The organism is Paraburkholderia silviterrae, assembly GCF_004353915.1.
Lineage (GTDB): Bacteria > Pseudomonadota > Gammaproteobacteria > Burkholderiales > Burkholderiaceae > Paraburkholderia > Paraburkholderia silviterrae.
Genome location: NZ_SMRP01000022.1, coordinates 116,409 through 130,515 on the forward strand (window position 1 = coordinate 116,409; position 14,107 = coordinate 130,515).

Annotated in this window: 14 protein-coding genes; 3 read left to right on the forward strand and 11 right to left on the reverse strand. The window is 65.1% G+C overall.

The features are described from left to right. Positions 1-200 precede the first annotated feature (200 nt). From EYW47_RS30965 to EYW47_RS31005, 9 genes are all read right to left on the reverse strand, one after another. Complete coding sequence (locus EYW47_RS30965) at positions 201-857, reverse strand: amino acid ABC transporter permease (protein WP_133198617.1); 657 nt, start codon at positions 855-857, stop codon at positions 201-203. Next, positions 854-1,624 (reverse strand): amino acid ABC transporter permease, encoded by a 771-nt coding sequence (locus EYW47_RS30970; protein ID WP_133198618.1) that lies wholly within the window; start codon positions 1,622-1,624, stop codon positions 854-856. The genes EYW47_RS30965 and EYW47_RS30970 overlap by 4 nt, the downstream gene beginning before the upstream one ends. Positions 1,625-1,667: 43 nt before the next feature. Then, a complete protein-coding gene (locus tag EYW47_RS30975) occupies positions 1,668-2,504 on the reverse strand; it encodes a transporter substrate-binding domain-containing protein (RefSeq protein ID WP_205710183.1) in 837 nt (278 codons plus the stop codon). 64 nt (positions 2,505-2,568) lie between these two features. Beyond that, on the reverse strand, positions 2,569-3,645 hold the full coding sequence (locus EYW47_RS30980; protein WP_133198619.1) for an ABC transporter ATP-binding protein: 1,077 nt from the start codon (positions 3,643-3,645) through the stop codon (positions 2,569-2,571). Between the two features lie 39 nt (positions 3,646-3,684). Then, positions 3,685-4,527, reverse strand: a complete 843-nt coding sequence (locus EYW47_RS30985) for an ABC transporter permease (protein ID WP_133198620.1) — start codon at positions 4,525-4,527, stop codon at positions 3,685-3,687. Continuing rightward, entirely contained in the window at positions 4,527-5,441 is a 915-nt protein-coding gene (locus EYW47_RS30990; RefSeq protein ID WP_133198621.1) for an ABC transporter permease, read from the reverse strand. Before EYW47_RS30990 ends, EYW47_RS30985 begins: the two co-directional genes overlap by 1 nt. 4 nt (positions 5,442-5,445) lie before the next feature. Further along, positions 5,446-6,543 (reverse strand): extracellular solute-binding protein, encoded by a 1,098-nt coding sequence (locus EYW47_RS30995; protein WP_133198622.1) that lies wholly within the window; start codon positions 6,541-6,543, stop codon positions 5,446-5,448. Between the two features lie 241 nt (positions 6,544-6,784). Beyond that, a complete protein-coding gene (locus EYW47_RS31000; protein ID WP_133198623.1) occupies positions 6,785-8,473 on the reverse strand; it encodes a 5-guanidino-2-oxopentanoate decarboxylase in 1,689 nt (562 codons plus the stop codon). Positions 8,474-8,680: 207 nt separating this feature from the next. Beyond that, the gene (locus EYW47_RS31005) at positions 8,681-9,301 is read right to left on the reverse strand and encodes a class I SAM-dependent methyltransferase (protein WP_133198624.1); all 621 of its coding nucleotides are present in this window, start codon (positions 9,299-9,301) and stop codon (positions 8,681-8,683) included. 311 nt (positions 9,302-9,612) lie between these two features. Here EYW47_RS31005 and EYW47_RS31010 point away from each other — a divergent pair, with 311 nt between their 5' ends. Next, positions 9,613-10,056, forward strand: a complete 444-nt coding sequence (locus EYW47_RS31010; RefSeq protein WP_133198625.1) for a hypothetical protein — start codon at positions 9,613-9,615, stop codon at positions 10,054-10,056. A gap of 41 nt (positions 10,057-10,097) precedes the next feature. Here EYW47_RS31010 and EYW47_RS31015 read toward each other — a convergent pair whose 3' ends face one another. Next, complete coding sequence (locus EYW47_RS31015) at positions 10,098-11,843, reverse strand: ShlB/FhaC/HecB family hemolysin secretion/activation protein (RefSeq protein WP_133198626.1); 1,746 nt, start codon at positions 11,841-11,843, stop codon at positions 10,098-10,100. Positions 11,844-12,148: 305 nt separating this feature from the next. On the opposite strand from EYW47_RS31015, the gene EYW47_RS31020 reads away from it, so the two are divergent. Next, a complete protein-coding gene (locus tag EYW47_RS31020; RefSeq protein WP_133198627.1) occupies positions 12,149-13,372 on the forward strand; it encodes an RtcB family protein in 1,224 nt (407 codons plus the stop codon). A gap of 39 nt (positions 13,373-13,411) precedes the next feature. Beyond that, positions 13,412-13,669 (forward strand): hypothetical protein, encoded by a 258-nt coding sequence (locus EYW47_RS31025; protein ID WP_133198628.1) that lies wholly within the window; start codon positions 13,412-13,414, stop codon positions 13,667-13,669. Positions 13,670-13,876: 207 nt separating this feature from the next. On the opposite strand, the gene EYW47_RS41445 is transcribed toward EYW47_RS31025, so the two are convergent. Then, positions 13,877-14,107, reverse strand: a 231-nt coding sequence (locus tag EYW47_RS41445; protein WP_205710184.1) for a hypothetical protein, incomplete at its 5' end; no start/stop codon positions are given.

Here is a 14,107-nt window from a genome sequence, read left to right on the forward strand (position 1 = left end):
TTACAGGGCAGTGGTGGACGGTGTCACACTGGCGGTTTGAGCCGCTTTCTTTTGCCTACTTTTCTTTGCGGCTGCAAAGAAAAGTAGGTGCCGCCCCGCACAGGGGCAACACCAATATACCGACATGAAAACAAGGAAAGGACAATAAACAAGGAAAAACCAATTAAAAAAACCTCAAACACCCTCATGGAAATAGCACTTCAACGCACTTTCGCGGCACGATAGCGGCGTTCGAGCACACGCGCGTACCAGGTCAGCGGAAAGCACATCGCGAAGTAAATCATCGCGACCATCGCATAAATCGGGAACGGCTTAAACACAGCATTGGTAATGATATTACCGGTCTTGGTGAGCTCGGTCAGACCGATGATCGACGCGAGCGCGGTGCTCTTCACGACCTGCACGAGAAACCCAACCGTGGGCGGCACCGCGATCTTCCACGCCTGCGGCCAGATGACATGACGCAACTGCTGCGTCCACGTCATACCGAGACTAGCGGCCGCGCCCCACTGGCCGCGCGGAATGGCTTCGACGCAGCCGCGCCAGATATCGACGAGATAGGCGCTCGTATAGAGCGTGAGCGTGACGATGGCGGCGGCCCACGGCGTGACGTCGACGCCGAGCAGCGGCAGCCCGAAGAACCCGAGAAACAGCTGCATCAGGAGCGGCGTGCCCTGGAAGACCTCGACATAGCCGTTGACGACGCGATGCAGCGCGGGGCGCTGCGAGACCCGCATCGCGAGCAGCGCGAGCGCGGCGAGGCCGCCGCCCATGAAGGCGGCCAGCGAAAGCAACACGGTCCAGCGCGCGGCCAGCAGCAGGTTGTACGCGATGTCCCAGGTGGTGAACTCGATCATTGCATGCCCTCCGTTTTCATCGCTGTCTTCATTGCTGCGCTGGCGCGCCATGCGAACAGGCCGCGCTTGCCGCGCCTTGCCGGGGCCGCCGCTGCGCCGTGCGGCAGCCGGCCCGCAAAGAGGCGTGCGCCAAGGCGGTTGAGGAGCCAGCGCAGCGCAACGGAAAGCACCAGGTAGATCGCCGTCGCAACAATGTAGATCTCGAAGGCGCGGAAGTTGCGCGACTGGATGTAGTTCGCGGCATAGGTGAGGTCCTGCACCGAGATCTGCGAGACGACTGCGGAGCCGAGCATCACGATCAGCACCTGGCCCACCAGCGCCGGAAACACGTTCGCGAGCGCCTGCGGCAGCACGACGTGGCCGAATACCTGCCGCCCGCGCAATCCCAGTGCCATGGCGGCCTGCACCTGCCCGCGCGCAACGGAGTCGATGCCCGCGCGCAGGATCTCGACGGCATAGGCGCCCAGGTTCACCGTCATCGCGAGCACGGCGGCCTGCACCTCGTCGATATGCAGGCCCAGGCTCGGCAAGCCGAAGAAGACGAAGAACAGCTGCACGAGAAAGGGCGTATTGCGGATCAGCTCGACATAGGTCGCGACCACCGCGCGGGCCCAGCGCGGGCCCGCCATGGCGATCGCGGCGCCCGCGGTGCCGACGAGGCCGCCGAGCAGCGTGGACACGGCAGTCAGGCCGAGCGTGACGCCGGTGCCGCGCACCAGCATGCCGGCGTACGTGCCGATGTCGCTGAAATCGAAGACATAGCTCATTGCGGTGCCTCGGGAGCGGAAAAGGACGGGCGGGCGCGGCGCATCAGAGATCGGCCGGCAGCGTGGCACGCAGCCACTTCTGCGAGATGCCGTTGAGCGAGCCGTTCTTCTTCGCGCCGGCAATCGCTTCGTTCACCTTTTGCATCAGGCGCGGCTCGTTCTTGTTCACGCCGACATGATCGGGAGAGCTGAACAAGGAGAACTTCTGCTCGGGATCGATCGACGGATGGCGCGCGATGATCGTCGCGCCCACGTCGTTGCCCACCACGAGCAGTTGCGCCTGCCCCGAAAGGAACGCGGCGATTGCGCCGTTCGGGTCGTCGAAGCGCTTGATCGTCGCGCTCGCCGGCGCCACCTTGCTCACGCTCAGGTCCTCCAGCGTCCCGCGCGCGACCGCGATGGTCTTGCCCGCGAGATCGGCAGCGCTCTTCACGGGCAGGCTCTTCGGGCCGAACACGGCAAGGTAGTACGGAGCATACGCCTGCGAGAAGTCGATGACCTTCGCGCGCTCCGGCGTTTCGCCCACGGAGAGCAGCATGTCGGTCTTGTGATCGGCCAGGTACGCCATGCGGTTGTCGCCGGTGACCTGCACGAGCTCGACCTTGGCATTGAGCGCCTTGCCGATGACCGCGGCCATGTCGATGTCATAGCCTTGCGGCTTCATGTCCGGACCGATCGAGCCGAACGGCGGATAGTCCTCGAACACGCCGATGCGCACGACACCCGACTTCGCGATGGTGTCGAGCGCGTCGGCGTGGGCGGGCAGTGCGAAGGCCGCGAGTGTGCCGAGGCACGCGAGCGTGGCGGCGGTGCGGGCCACCATGCTACGGGCACAACGGGCGCGGTGGGTGCGAAGGGCGGTTTGGGTCGAGGCGTTCATGGTGGGCTCCTGCGATGAATCGGGTGTCGTGAGTCGAGTGTGGTGAAGCGGGGTGCCGGGCAAATCAATGCGGTGCGCGCGCGGCGATGAGCTTGCACGCGTACGCCGGCAGCTCGGCGAACACGGGCATGCCCATGTGGAGGCCGGGCGTTTCTCGCGGCGTGGTGGCGGCGGTCAGCGTGAAGCCCTCGCAGTCGATGGTGGCCTCGATCGAGACCCCCACGTCGCGCACGAAGGTGACGACGCCGCGCAGCGTGTTCGCGGCGGCGCCGCGCTCGCCTGTGCGTACGCACACATCCTCGGGGCGGATCACGAGGCGCACGTCCTGGCCGCTGGCCGGCGCGCGGCCAGCGGCGGGCGCCGGCATCGCGAGGCGTTGCCCGCCGGGCAGCACGATCTGGTCGCCCGCGGCCGTGACGGGCACGATGTTGCCGAGCCCGATGAAGTCGGCCACGAACTCGTTGACAGGGTCGCGGTAAATATCGAGCGGCTTGCCGATCTGCTGAATCCGGCCTTGCTCCATCACGACGATCTCGTCGGCGAGCGTCATCGCTTCGCGCTGGTCGTGCGTGACCATGATGGTGGTGATGCCCAGGCGCTGTTGCAGCAGGCGGATTTCCACCTGCATCGCTTCGCGCAGCTTCGCATCGAGCGCCGAAAGCGGCTCGTCGAGCAGCAGCAGGCGCGGCGAAGCCGCGATCGCGCGCGCAATGGCCACGCGCTGCCGCTGGCCGCCTGAGAGCTTGGTGACGAGCCGGCCCGCCATGTGCGGCAGCTGGATCATCTCGAGCAGCTCGGCCACGCGGCGCGCCTGCGTCGCGCTGTCGGTCTTGCGCAGCCGCAGCGGATACGCAATGTTCTGCGCCACCGTCATGTGCGGAAAGAGCGCGAGCGACTGGAACACCATGCCGAAGTTGCGCCGGTTCGCGGGGACGCGGGTGAGGTCGACGCCTTCGAAGGTCAGCGAACCGGAGCTGGGCGTTTCGAGGCCGGCGATGATGCGCATCAGCGTGGTCTTGCCGCAACCCGAGGGGCCGAGGAAGCACACGAGCTTGCCGTCGGGCACGCAGAGGTTCACGTGATCGACGGCATAGGCGTCGTTGAAGCGCTTCGTCACGTCGTGCAGTATCAGTTGGGTCATCGTGATTCCTTGGAGCGGGGAGCGTGCGGTGGGATGCGCTCAGAGCGCGACGCCGTTGTCGCCAACGAGCTTATCGAGCATCCAGATCAGCGCGAAGTCGATAGCGACGGTGAACACCGCGAAGCAGAACACGGTGGGATCGAGCGACGAGACGGTCCGGCTGTAGAGCCAGACGGGCAGCGTCATGGTGTCGATGCTGTAGAGGAAGAACGTCACCGTGAACTCGTTGAACGACACGATGAACGCGAACAGCATGCCGGCGAGAATGCCGGCGCGCATGAGCGGCAGCACGACGTCGAAGAGCGCGCGCCGTGGGCTTGCGCCCATCAGGCAGGCGGCTTCCTCGAACTCGGGGCCGATCGACGCCACCGAAGCCGCGCAGTTCTTGACCGTGAACGGCAGCGTGAGGATCACGTGGGCCACGATCAGGCGCACCATGCCGAGCTCGAACGGCAGCGTGTTGAATACGAGCAAGAGCGCCAGGCCGAGCATCACGAGCGGATAGACGATGGGCAGCGCGACGAGTTGCTCGACCAGCGCGCGGCCGCGAAAGCGGTAGCGCGAGAGCGCATAGGCGGCGGGCACGGCGACGGCGGTGGAAATGACCATCGTCGCGACTGCCACGATCAGGCTCGTCGTGAGCGCGGTGCCCATCGAAAGCGTGTCGGTGGCATCGGGGGAAACGAAGGTCCGCCATGCCGCGCGATACCAGTGCAGCCCGAAATGCTGGGGCGGAAATTCGAGCGTGTCCGTCGTGCCGAACGACATGGCGACCATCGTGAGGATCGGCAACGCGGCGAGAAACAGCACGAGCGCCGCGGCGAGGCCGGTCGAGCGGCCGAGCCGGCCCGGCAAGGCGGCGCCGAACAGGATGCGGTTCATCAGCGGGACTCCTCGAAGCGGTGGAGGCGGCGCGCGAGGCGCTGGGAGAACGCCATCACGGCGAGCGTCGCGCCCATCAGCACGACACCGGAGGCCGAAGCGGCCGGCCAGTTCAGGAGCGGTGCGACCTGGTCGTGCACGAGCACGGAGAGCATCGGCACGCGCCGGCCGCCAAGCAGCAACGGCACCGCGAACGCGCTCGCGTTGTAGGCGAACACGAGCAGCGCGCCGGACACGATGCCGGGCATCGCGAGCGGCAGCGTCACGTGCCAGAGCGTTTGCCAGCGCGATGCGCCGAGCGTGGCCGCGGCCTCGTCGAAGGTGCGCGAGACCGCGCGCAACGCGCTCGACATGGGCAGCACGGCGAGCGGGAACGCGGTCTGAATGAGGCCGAGCAGCACGCCTTGCTCGCGATAGAGCCATATCACCGGATGCTGCGCGAGCCCGAATGCTTTCAGCACATGATTGAGCAAGCCCGCCGGCCCGAGGATCACGAGCCAGCCGTATCCCTGCAACAGCAGGTTCACCAGCAGCGGCAGCAGCACGCAGGCGAGCATCATGCGGCGCGCGAAGCGGGATTCGGTGCGGGCCATGGCCAGCGCGACCGGAATCGCGAGCAGCATCGCGCACACCATGCTCTGAAACGCGAGGCGCAGCGTGAGCCAGAGCGACTTGAGGAAATACGGATCGGCGAGATCCGCGTAGTTCTGCAGCGTGAAGGTATGCCACTCGTTGCCTGGCACACCGAAGCTCAAACGCAGCACAGCGAGCGAGGCGGCGATCAGCACCGCTAGAAAGGCGAGGATCGGCGCGAGCAGCAGCCAGGGCGGCACGCCCGGCAGCGCGGGCTGGTCGCCGCCGCGCGCCGCAGAGGTGGCCGCCGGCCGCGCGGCGGAGGAGGTGAGGGCGGACATGGCGTTATGCGGCGAACAGGCCGGTGTAGCGCTTGATCCACGCGGCCTGCACGGCGGCAAGCGACTTGTCGTCGTGCAGCACGGCTTTTTCGGCGATCTGCCTGGGCGAGGGCACGAACGCGCGGCTTTCGGCCGGAATCACGGCGCGGCCGTTGACAGGGCCGTTGAGCACGTCCGCAGCCATGCGGCCCTGCACGCCAGCGTCGAGCGAATGATTGATGAACGCGTGGATCAGATCGAGATCGCCTGGATGCGCCTTCGGGATCACGCTGAACATCAGCTGGGTCGCGAAGCCTTCCTTCATCCCGTAGGTGATGCCCATGTTGTATTCGGGCTTGCGGATCTGCTCCGGGAAGAACGCGGCGGAATAGATGCCGCCGATGTCGAGCGAGCCGGTGCGAAAGAGGTCGGCCACCTGATTCGGGTTTTCGCCGAGCGTCATCACACGGTCCTTCAGCTCCGCGAGCTTGCGAAAGCCCGGCTCGATGTTCTGCTGCGACCCGCCCGCGAGCTTGGCCGCGATGATGGTGAGGTCGACGGCTTCCGCCCATTCCGGGGGCGGCAGGAAGATCTTGCCGGAATACTTCGGATCCCAAAGTGCCTCGTAGCTCGCCGGCGGCGTCTTCACGGTCGAGGTGTTGTACACGAGGCCGTCCGACCAGAGCAGATAGCCCACGCCAAAGCCGTTCGCGCCGGTGCGATAGGCCGCCGGCACGTCCTTGAGGTTCGGCAGCTTTGCCAGATCGGGCTGGACAAGGAGGCCCGCATCAGCCAGCCCGGAGGCGCCCACGCCTGCCAGCGTGATCACGTCGTAGGTGGGCCGCTCGCCCGCGGCCTTGACCTTGGCGACCATGCCCGAGGTGCCGTCCGCGCGGTCCGCAATGACCTTCGCGCCGGTGGCCTTGCTGAAGGTCTGCGCGATGTTGCGCAGCGCCGCCGTGCCCGTGTCGTCCGACCAGGTCAACAGGCGCAGCGTCTTGCCCGCGAAACTGGCGGTCTGTGCCCTGGCCGTCTGAATGAACGGCATGGGCAGCGCCGAAGCGGCGAGCGTCGCGCCAATGGCCTTCATCGCTTGTCTTCTGCCGGGTTTGAAGTCTTGCATGATCGTCTCCTTGAACAACGCGGCCTCGATTGGGCCTGTTGCCGCTCTAATGCGGCTGTAGTGCGGCTTTAATGCGGCTTTAGTGCTGCGGGGTGTGAAGCCAATGTAGGCAGGCCAATTTTCCCAAACAATCGAATTCTCCTCATGGGCGCCATGAGAATCCCTCATGGCGCAGGCGGAGAAGCAGCGGTGGCGCGGGAGTGCGCCATTTCGCACTGAATGGCCGGGTGGCCCGCCGCGATTAATCGATTACCCTGGCGAACCAGTCGGCCTCACGGATCTCGATGACCATGGGCACGCGAGAGGCTTGCGCATCCTCGAGCGCTTCGCGTAGCGCGGCGGGGTCGGCGGCCGTGCGCGCCGCGCAGCCGAAGCCGCGTGCGAGCGCGATGAAGTCCGGCGTGTATGGATCGACGCCAACGGGCGTGATGTCGCGCGCGCTCATGTATTTGCGGATCTCGCCATAGCCGTGGTTGTTCCAGACGATCACGATCACCGGCACGGCGGCCTCGACGGCGCTCGCGAGCTCGGGCATCGTGAACTGCAGCCCGCCGTCGCCGATCAGGCAAACGACCGGACGTTGCGGCGCGGCGAGCTTCGCGCCGATCGCGGCGGGCAGGCCGTAGCCGAGCGTGCCGTAGCCCGTCGACGAGTTGAACCACGCGCGCGGCGCGTGCGCATCGAAGGTGAAATTGCCGACGTAGACGGGGCTGGTGGAATCGCCCACTACGGTCACGCCGGGCAGGGCATCGGCAATCGTCTCGATGAGCAGGGCCTGGGCGCGCATCGGCGCGTCGTGGCTGGCCGCGATCGCGTCGCGCACGGCCGTGACGCCCGCCGCGCCCCATGCGTGCGATGGCGCGCTCAGCACGCTCTCCTCCAGCGCGGCGCCAAGGCCCGCGAGCGCCTCGCGCGCATCGCCGACGATGGCCACGTCGGGACGGAAATTGCGCATCACCTGCGCGGCGTCGATATCGACGCGAATCAGTTGCCCGTCAATCGCGAAGCCGCCATTGAAGAGCGTGTCGTAGTCGGTCTCACCCAGCTCGGTGCCGACGGCGAGCACGACGTCGGCCTCGCGCACGAGCGCGCGCGTCTCGGGCAGCGATTGCGTCGAGCCGAGCAGCAGCGGATGGCCGGGCGGCAGCAGGCCTTTCGCGTTGATGGTGAGCGCGACGGGCGCCTGCAGACGCTCGGCGAGCGCGCGCAGCGCTTCGCCCGCCTGCACCGCGCCGCCGCCCGCGAGAATCAGGGGGCGTTTCGCCGTGGCGAGGCGCCTGGCCGCGGCCTTGAGCGCCGCGGCATCGGGCGCGGGCCGCGTGGCGAAGACGACCGGTGTGCCCGCAAGGCCCGGGGCCGGCGCGACGATGACGTCGAGCGGGATCTCGATATGGACCGGGCGCGGGCGCTGGCTGGTGAAAACCGCGAACGCGCGCGCGAGCACCTGCGGCAGGTCGGCCGCGTCGAGCAGCGTATGCGAGAACGCGGTGAGGCCCGCGAACACGTCGCGCTGCGAGGGGAGCTCGTGCAGGCGGCCGTCGCCGCTGCCGAGCTCGCGGCGCGCATTGACGCTGGAGATGACGAGCATCGGCACCGAATCGGCATACGCCTGCGCCATGGCGGTGGCGATGTTGGTCATGCCGGGCCCGGTGATGATGAAGCAGACGCCGGGCTTGCCCGTCACGCGCGCGTAGCCGTCCGCCATGAAGCCCGCGCCCTGCTCATGGCGCGGCGTGACGTGGCGGATCGACGAAGCGGCGAGGCCCCGATAGAGCTCGACGGTATGCACGCCGGGAATGCCGAACACGAATTCGACGCCGTAGCGCTCCAGCAGGGTGACGAGCGCTTCGCCACAAGTCGGTGTGGCCTGGCGCGGGGCCAGGCGTACAGGCGCTTCTTCGCAGCAGGGGGAGAGGGCTGTGGAATTCATCGATTGTCGCTTGGGTTCCGGTGGAAGGTCTCACGCGTGCCGCATGGGCGCGATTCGTTGAGCCATTGTCGAGGCCGGAACGCTCGGGAAACAATCGATTAGTTCTCATGGCGCGCATGCGCTTTTGTCATGGCGCCGTGCTGGGGCCATGTTGGGTCCAGGGTGGGGCAACGCTTGCGAGAGGCCGATGCATGGCGAGCCTTTGCGTCAGCCGGGCTCCTTGCGGCACAGACAGTAGATGAACTTCTGCGTCGCGCCCGAGGGCGTGTGATGCTCCTCGCGCTCTTGCCGGAGCAACGTGAACGGCGCGCCGAATTCGGCGTGCAACGTGTCGGCGCTATAGCGCATGACCGGCAGGCCGCTGCAATGGTCGGGACCGTCCTCCGCGAAAGTCGCGACAATGACGAGCCCGCCCGGCTTGACCGCGCGGATCACGGCCCGCACATAGGCTTCGCGGTCCGCCTCGCCCGTGAGGAAGTGAAACACGGCGCGATCGTGCCAGACGTCGTACGCGTGAACGGGCAGCTCGACCTGCGTGATGTCGCCCGCGATCCACGAGACCGCGCTGGCGTGACTGCCGAGCCGGGCACGCGCCACCGCAAGCGCGGCATCGGAAAGATCCAGCACGGTGAGATTGCGGTAATGCTCGCTCAGCAGATCGTCGACCAGCGTGGATGCGCCGCCGCCCACGTCGATGATGGCGGCGTCCTTCGCCACGCCCGCCTGCCTGATCAACTCGACCGACTGGTTTGCGTGCTCCTGGAACCAGCTGACGTTAGTCGAAGCCTTCGTCGTATAAATGCGGTTCCAGTGTTCCTTCGATTGCATAGAACCTCCCGCCTGGCACGAGCGCGGCGAATGAAGCGCGGTTTTCCGAAGAGGCGTGCCGGTTCGCGCTCCTCGCGAAGCCCGTGATGCCGGTCGCCATGAGGTTCCATCATGATGCGCTTTCCGCGGCCACGCCTGGTCGTGCCCTTTAGGACTCTGCACGACGCCACGCCGCGTGAATGCAAGATACGCGCAGAAAGGGTTCATATTGACCGACGATGCCGCATTGATCGCGTTGTTTGACAATGTCTAACATTATCCTTTCAGATTAAATGTTAGACTTATTCATGCATCTAAAAAAGGACAAGTCAATGCTGAAGAAGATTGCAGGAACGACGGTTGTTGCCGCTGCGATGGCAGTGGCGTCTCTGCCCGCCGCAGCGGGCGATATGAACAATGCCGTGGGCGGCGCGCTGGGCGGAGTAGCGGGCGCGGCGGTCGGCAACGCGATTGGCGGCAGCACGGGCGCCGTGATTGGCGGCGCAGTGGGCGGCGGCGCGGGCGGCGCCGTGACGTCGAGCAAGCAGGAGCGCACCGGCGCCGTGGTTGGCGGCGCACTGGGCGGCGGGGCCGGCGCAGCCGCGGGCAATGCGATGGGTGGCACGGCCGGCAGCCTCGTAGGCGCCGCGGTGGGCGGCGGCGCGGGGGCCGCGCTGGGCGGCAACGTCTCGCGAAACAATTCGCACTCCGACGATTACTATCACGGCGGAAAACACAAGAAGAAGCACAAGAAGTACAACAAGCACTACGACTGAACCGTGCCGGCCTTCCGGTATCGAGTCCCGACGGGCAGCGTCTAGAACGCTGCCGTCATCTGGAAACCGACCGTCCATCGTGCGGTCGGGAATCCTTCTGGCTTGTAGATTGGCGTGCCCGCGAACAGGTCGTAAGACATGCTTACGTATTTCGCCGGCACGCCGCCACGAATGCCGATCACCGCGCCCGCTAGCTGCGTGCCCGCCAAAAACGCCGTGTTCGGCCCCAACACGCGCCCGTAGTCGATCCCCGCATAGAGCATCTGTCCCGTCTGGAACACCGGCCATTGCAGTTCATTGCGCCAGTAGAAACCTTTCTCGCCAGCCAGCATCGTTTCGCCATCGAACCCGCGTACGGTGTAGCGGCTGCCGATGGTCAGGTCGTCGATATAGAACAGCGTGTCGTTCGTGAATTGGCCGTGTACGGTTGCCACGTACCGGAAGTTTTGCGTCGCGATTGCGAATGGCACCGAGAGGTTCGCATCGAGCACGGCCATGTGATAGCGATAGGTTGGGCCATCAGGATACGGGTCGGCCGTCGCGCCGAAGCCGCCGATGCCCTGGCGATAAGCGAGCGTGCCGTCGAATTGCGACGCGCCGAAGTAATGGCGGTCCGTCATGCCCAATTCGAGGAACGTGTTGTTGCGCGCCTGCGTTGGAATTGTCGTGTCGTCGATGAAGCTGTCGCCAAAGCGCTTCGAAAGCTGCACATAGCCGCCGAGTACGTCGTTCTGGCTGCGCGAAAGGACGCGCGCGAGCCGGAGTGCGGCCGTTTGCGAATTGCCGCTCGAAACGAACGTCTGGTTCACGCCTGCGATGTTCTGGTAGTACGTGTTCGTGTTGCCCGATAGCGTTGCTGTCCAGTATCCCCAGGGAATCGAATACGAGCCGTTGAAGCCGTGCGTGCCAAGCGACTTGTTCCCGAACGACAAGTCCTGATTCGCGCCGAGCGAGAGGATATCGTTCAGGCCAAGCGGGTTGTTGAGCCCCAGGCTGATGTTGCCTTGCCATTTTCCCGTTGCATCCGTGCCGCTGTTATCGACCGATGCGACGAACGTCCACGGCTTCGTGCGCTGGACCGTTAGCACAACGTCGCTTTCTCCCGGCACATCAGTCGGCCGGATTTCCATCGTCACGTCCTGATTGGGGACGCGCTTCATCTGCTCGATGCCCTGGTCCAGGTCGCGAACGTTCAGCAGGTCTCCACCGCGCGCCGGGAAGGCGGTCTTCCATGTTCCCCACATCGACGGGTCGGCGAAGCCGATGTTGCGCACAATACCGGGCACGAGCGCGAAGGCGAGGGTGCCGGTTGTCAGGTCTTGCGGCTGCAGGAGCGCGCGCGTCGTGACATAGCCTCGGGCGAGAATGGCCTGCTGCAATCCCTTCGTGAGCACGTCGATGCCTTCCTTGCCGACGCATTGGCCCGCGTAGTGTTCGAGCCATTCGCGCGCGAAGGCGAACGGGTCTTGCGGCAGGGCGGATGCGCCTTGGGTTCGCGTGGTGGCCGGCAACGTTTCGGGCACGGTCAGCGCGAAATGCTCGATGCGGAAGCACGGCGATTCGTGAGGAAGCTCGGGGTAGGCTTCGATCTTCGGAAGGTCCGAGCGCACGGCGGGTGCTGAGACTGCGGCCTCGCGTTGCTGCGCATCGCGCCGTTGCTGCTGGTTCTGCTCGGTATCGCCCCCAAAGAGTCGTTCTACCGGAATGTCGGGCGCGTGCTGCGCGTTGGACGCGAGAGTGACCAGGGCCGTGAGCGGCAAAGCCGCGAGCCTCTTGAGGGTTTTCATTGTTGGTTTGAATCGGTTTTTCGTATTTGGACTACAGCCTGCGTAATTGACTTTTGTGGTCGATTAGATGCAGGACGTTGCCGTGCTCGTTGGTCTGGAACGGAGCGTGAGCGAGCTAAAAAAAGTCAGCTTCGGGAGGGTCGAACGCAATGAGTATCTCGTCAAGCGGCAAGGAAGGGACGCACGACGAGTGTCAAAGGCTTGCGTGGATGCGTGGGGATTTAGCTACGCAGACAGGGTCAGCATCAAAGGCGCACAATGAGAAAGGCGGCGCGCCGCAAGGAATGAACAGATTGGATAGTGAAATGACCGAACTGGATTATCAGGTGATGGAACTGGCGCATGGCAAGCCGGTGAAGATGTGGACGAACGGCGTCGCCGTCGAGGACGATGCGCGCACGCAACTGCGCAACACCGCGCAGTTGCCATTCATTTTCCGGCACCTCGCGGTGATGCCGGATGTGCACATCGGCAAGGGTTCGACGATTGGCAGCGTGATTCCTACGAAGGGCGCGATCATCCCGGCTGCTGTCGGCGTTGATATTGGGTGCGGAATGATGGCGGTGCGCACGACGCTGGCGGCTTCGGACCTGCCGGACTCGCTCGCGGGGCTGCGTAGCGCCATCGAACGCGCGGTGCCGCACGGCCGCGCGCCAGGACGGCGCGATCCGGGGGCCTGGGGCAAGCGTGCGCCGGCTGCCGTAGACGCGCTGTGGAAAGCGCTGCAACCGGGATTCCGGCGCATCGTCGACAAGTATCCGAAGCTTGAGAAGACGAACCACTATGCGCATCTCGGCACGCTCGGCACCGGTAATCACTTCATCGAAGTGTGTCTGGACGAAAGCGACAGCGTGTGGTTCATGCTGCACAGCGGCTCGCGCGGCGTTGGCAACGCGATTGGCAGCCTGTTCATCGAACTCGCGCAGCACGACATGCGTCAGCACATTGCCAACCTGCCCGATCGCAATCTTGCGTACTTCACCGAGGGCAGCCGCCACTTCGACGACTACGTCGAAGCCGTAGGCTGGGCGCAGGATTTCGCGCGGCGCAACCGGCAGGTGATGATGGACGCGGTGATTGGCGCGGCGCGCAATGTGATCGGCAAGCCTTTCGGCGTGGACGAACACGCGGTCAATTGCCACCACAACTACGTGCAGCGGGAGCGCCACTACGGCGAAGACGTGCTCGTGACGCGCAAGGGCGCGGTCTCTGCGCAGAAGGGGCAACTCGGCATTATCCCGGGCTCGATGGGCGCGAAGAGCTTCATCGTGCGTGGGCTCGGCAATCCGGAGAGCTTCTGCTCGTGTAGCCACGGTGCGGGGCGGACGATGAGCCGGACGGAGGCGAAGCGCCGCTTCACGGTCGCGGACCAGGTGAAGGCGACCGAAGGCGTGGAATGCCGCAAGGATGCGGGCGTTGTCGACGAAATCCCGATGGCCTACAAGGACATCGATGCGGTGATGGCGGCCCAGAGCAGTCTCGTTGAAGTGGTGCACACCCTGCGTCAGGTGGTGTGCGTGAAAGGATAGCGCGGGGATAGCGCGGGGATAGTCTGCCCGCCGCTCACCGTGCCGGCCGCGTTGCCCGAATGGCCATTCACCGAGGTGCTGCCACTCACGGTCCCGGGCGCGCTGCCGGATTGCGCGTCCACCGAAGTGCCGCCACTCGCGCCATTCACCGTCTGCTGGCTGCCGCCGTTGATCGTGGCGATTGCGCCGTTGGCGCCCAGCGTGCCGCCCGTCGCGCCGGTGGCCGAGCTCGCTGCCGCAACAGAGCCTGGAGACGCGCCCGTGAATCTCTGGACCTGCGTTCAGGTCGGCAAATAGCCGCCCGTCGTCAGTGCATCTCCAAAACAGCCATTCGCGACGACTCTGCCCATCCAGGTATTGCTATACTGATTGCAAAAAAATTACGGAAAATTAAACGATCGGCCATCGTTTTTAAACAACCTGTTAAAGATCGGGGCAATAAAAATCATGAATACTCTTGCAAAAAATAGCGTCGTGCACACGACTGCTTTTCTGATTCTGATTTTATTTGCGTGCGCCACGTCCGCAGCCGATTCGCAACGCGATCCCGCGTCCGTGCTCACCGCCCTGGTCGACCGTATATACGTTTTGGGAGAAACGAGCGGCAACGTTGACGACATGATCGCTGCCGAAGCCAAGGCTGCCGATGAAGTACGCCAATATGTGGCGAGTGGGGCTGTAGTGGTCAAGCCTCTTTGGACACCCACAAAGGGGGTTTTTCAATAAATCGATCTT

What these genes read in the sequence shown, in the direction of transcription:
- EYW47_RS30990 (WP_133198621.1), bottom strand. Translation starts at nt 5,441, where the DNA reads ATGTCCGCCCTCACCTCCTCCGCCGCGCGGCCGGCGGCCACCTCTGCG.
- EYW47_RS31005 (WP_133198624.1), bottom strand. Translation starts at nt 9,301, where the DNA reads ATGCAATCGAAGGAACACTGGAACCGCATTTATACGACGAAGGCTTCG.
- EYW47_RS30975 (WP_205710183.1), bottom strand. Translation starts at nt 2,504, where the DNA reads ATGAACGCCTCGACCCAAACCGCCCTTCGCACCCACCGCGCCCGTTGT.
- EYW47_RS31000 (WP_133198623.1), bottom strand. Translation starts at nt 8,473, where the DNA reads ATGAATTCCACAGCCCTCTCCCCCTGCTGCGAAGAAGCGCCTGTACGC.
- EYW47_RS31010 (WP_133198625.1), top strand. Translation starts at nt 9,613, where the DNA reads ATGCTGAAGAAGATTGCAGGAACGACGGTTGTTGCCGCTGCGATGGCA.
- EYW47_RS30980 (WP_133198619.1), bottom strand. Translation starts at nt 3,645, where the DNA reads ATGACCCAACTGATACTGCACGACGTGACGAAGCGCTTCAACGACGCC.
- EYW47_RS30995 (WP_133198622.1), bottom strand. Translation starts at nt 6,543, where the DNA reads ATGCAAGACTTCAAACCCGGCAGAAGACAAGCGATGAAGGCCATTGGC.
- EYW47_RS31015 (WP_133198626.1), bottom strand. Translation starts at nt 11,843, where the DNA reads ATGAAAACCCTCAAGAGGCTCGCGGCTTTGCCGCTCACGGCCCTGGTC.
- EYW47_RS31020 (WP_133198627.1), top strand. Translation starts at nt 12,149, where the DNA reads ATGACCGAACTGGATTATCAGGTGATGGAACTGGCGCATGGCAAGCCG.
- EYW47_RS30965 (WP_133198617.1), bottom strand. Translation starts at nt 857, where the DNA reads ATGATCGAGTTCACCACCTGGGACATCGCGTACAACCTGCTGCTGGCC.
- EYW47_RS30985 (WP_133198620.1), bottom strand. Translation starts at nt 4,527, where the DNA reads ATGAACCGCATCCTGTTCGGCGCCGCCTTGCCGGGCCGGCTCGGCCGC.
- EYW47_RS30970 (WP_133198618.1), bottom strand. Translation starts at nt 1,624, where the DNA reads ATGAGCTATGTCTTCGATTTCAGCGACATCGGCACGTACGCCGGCATG.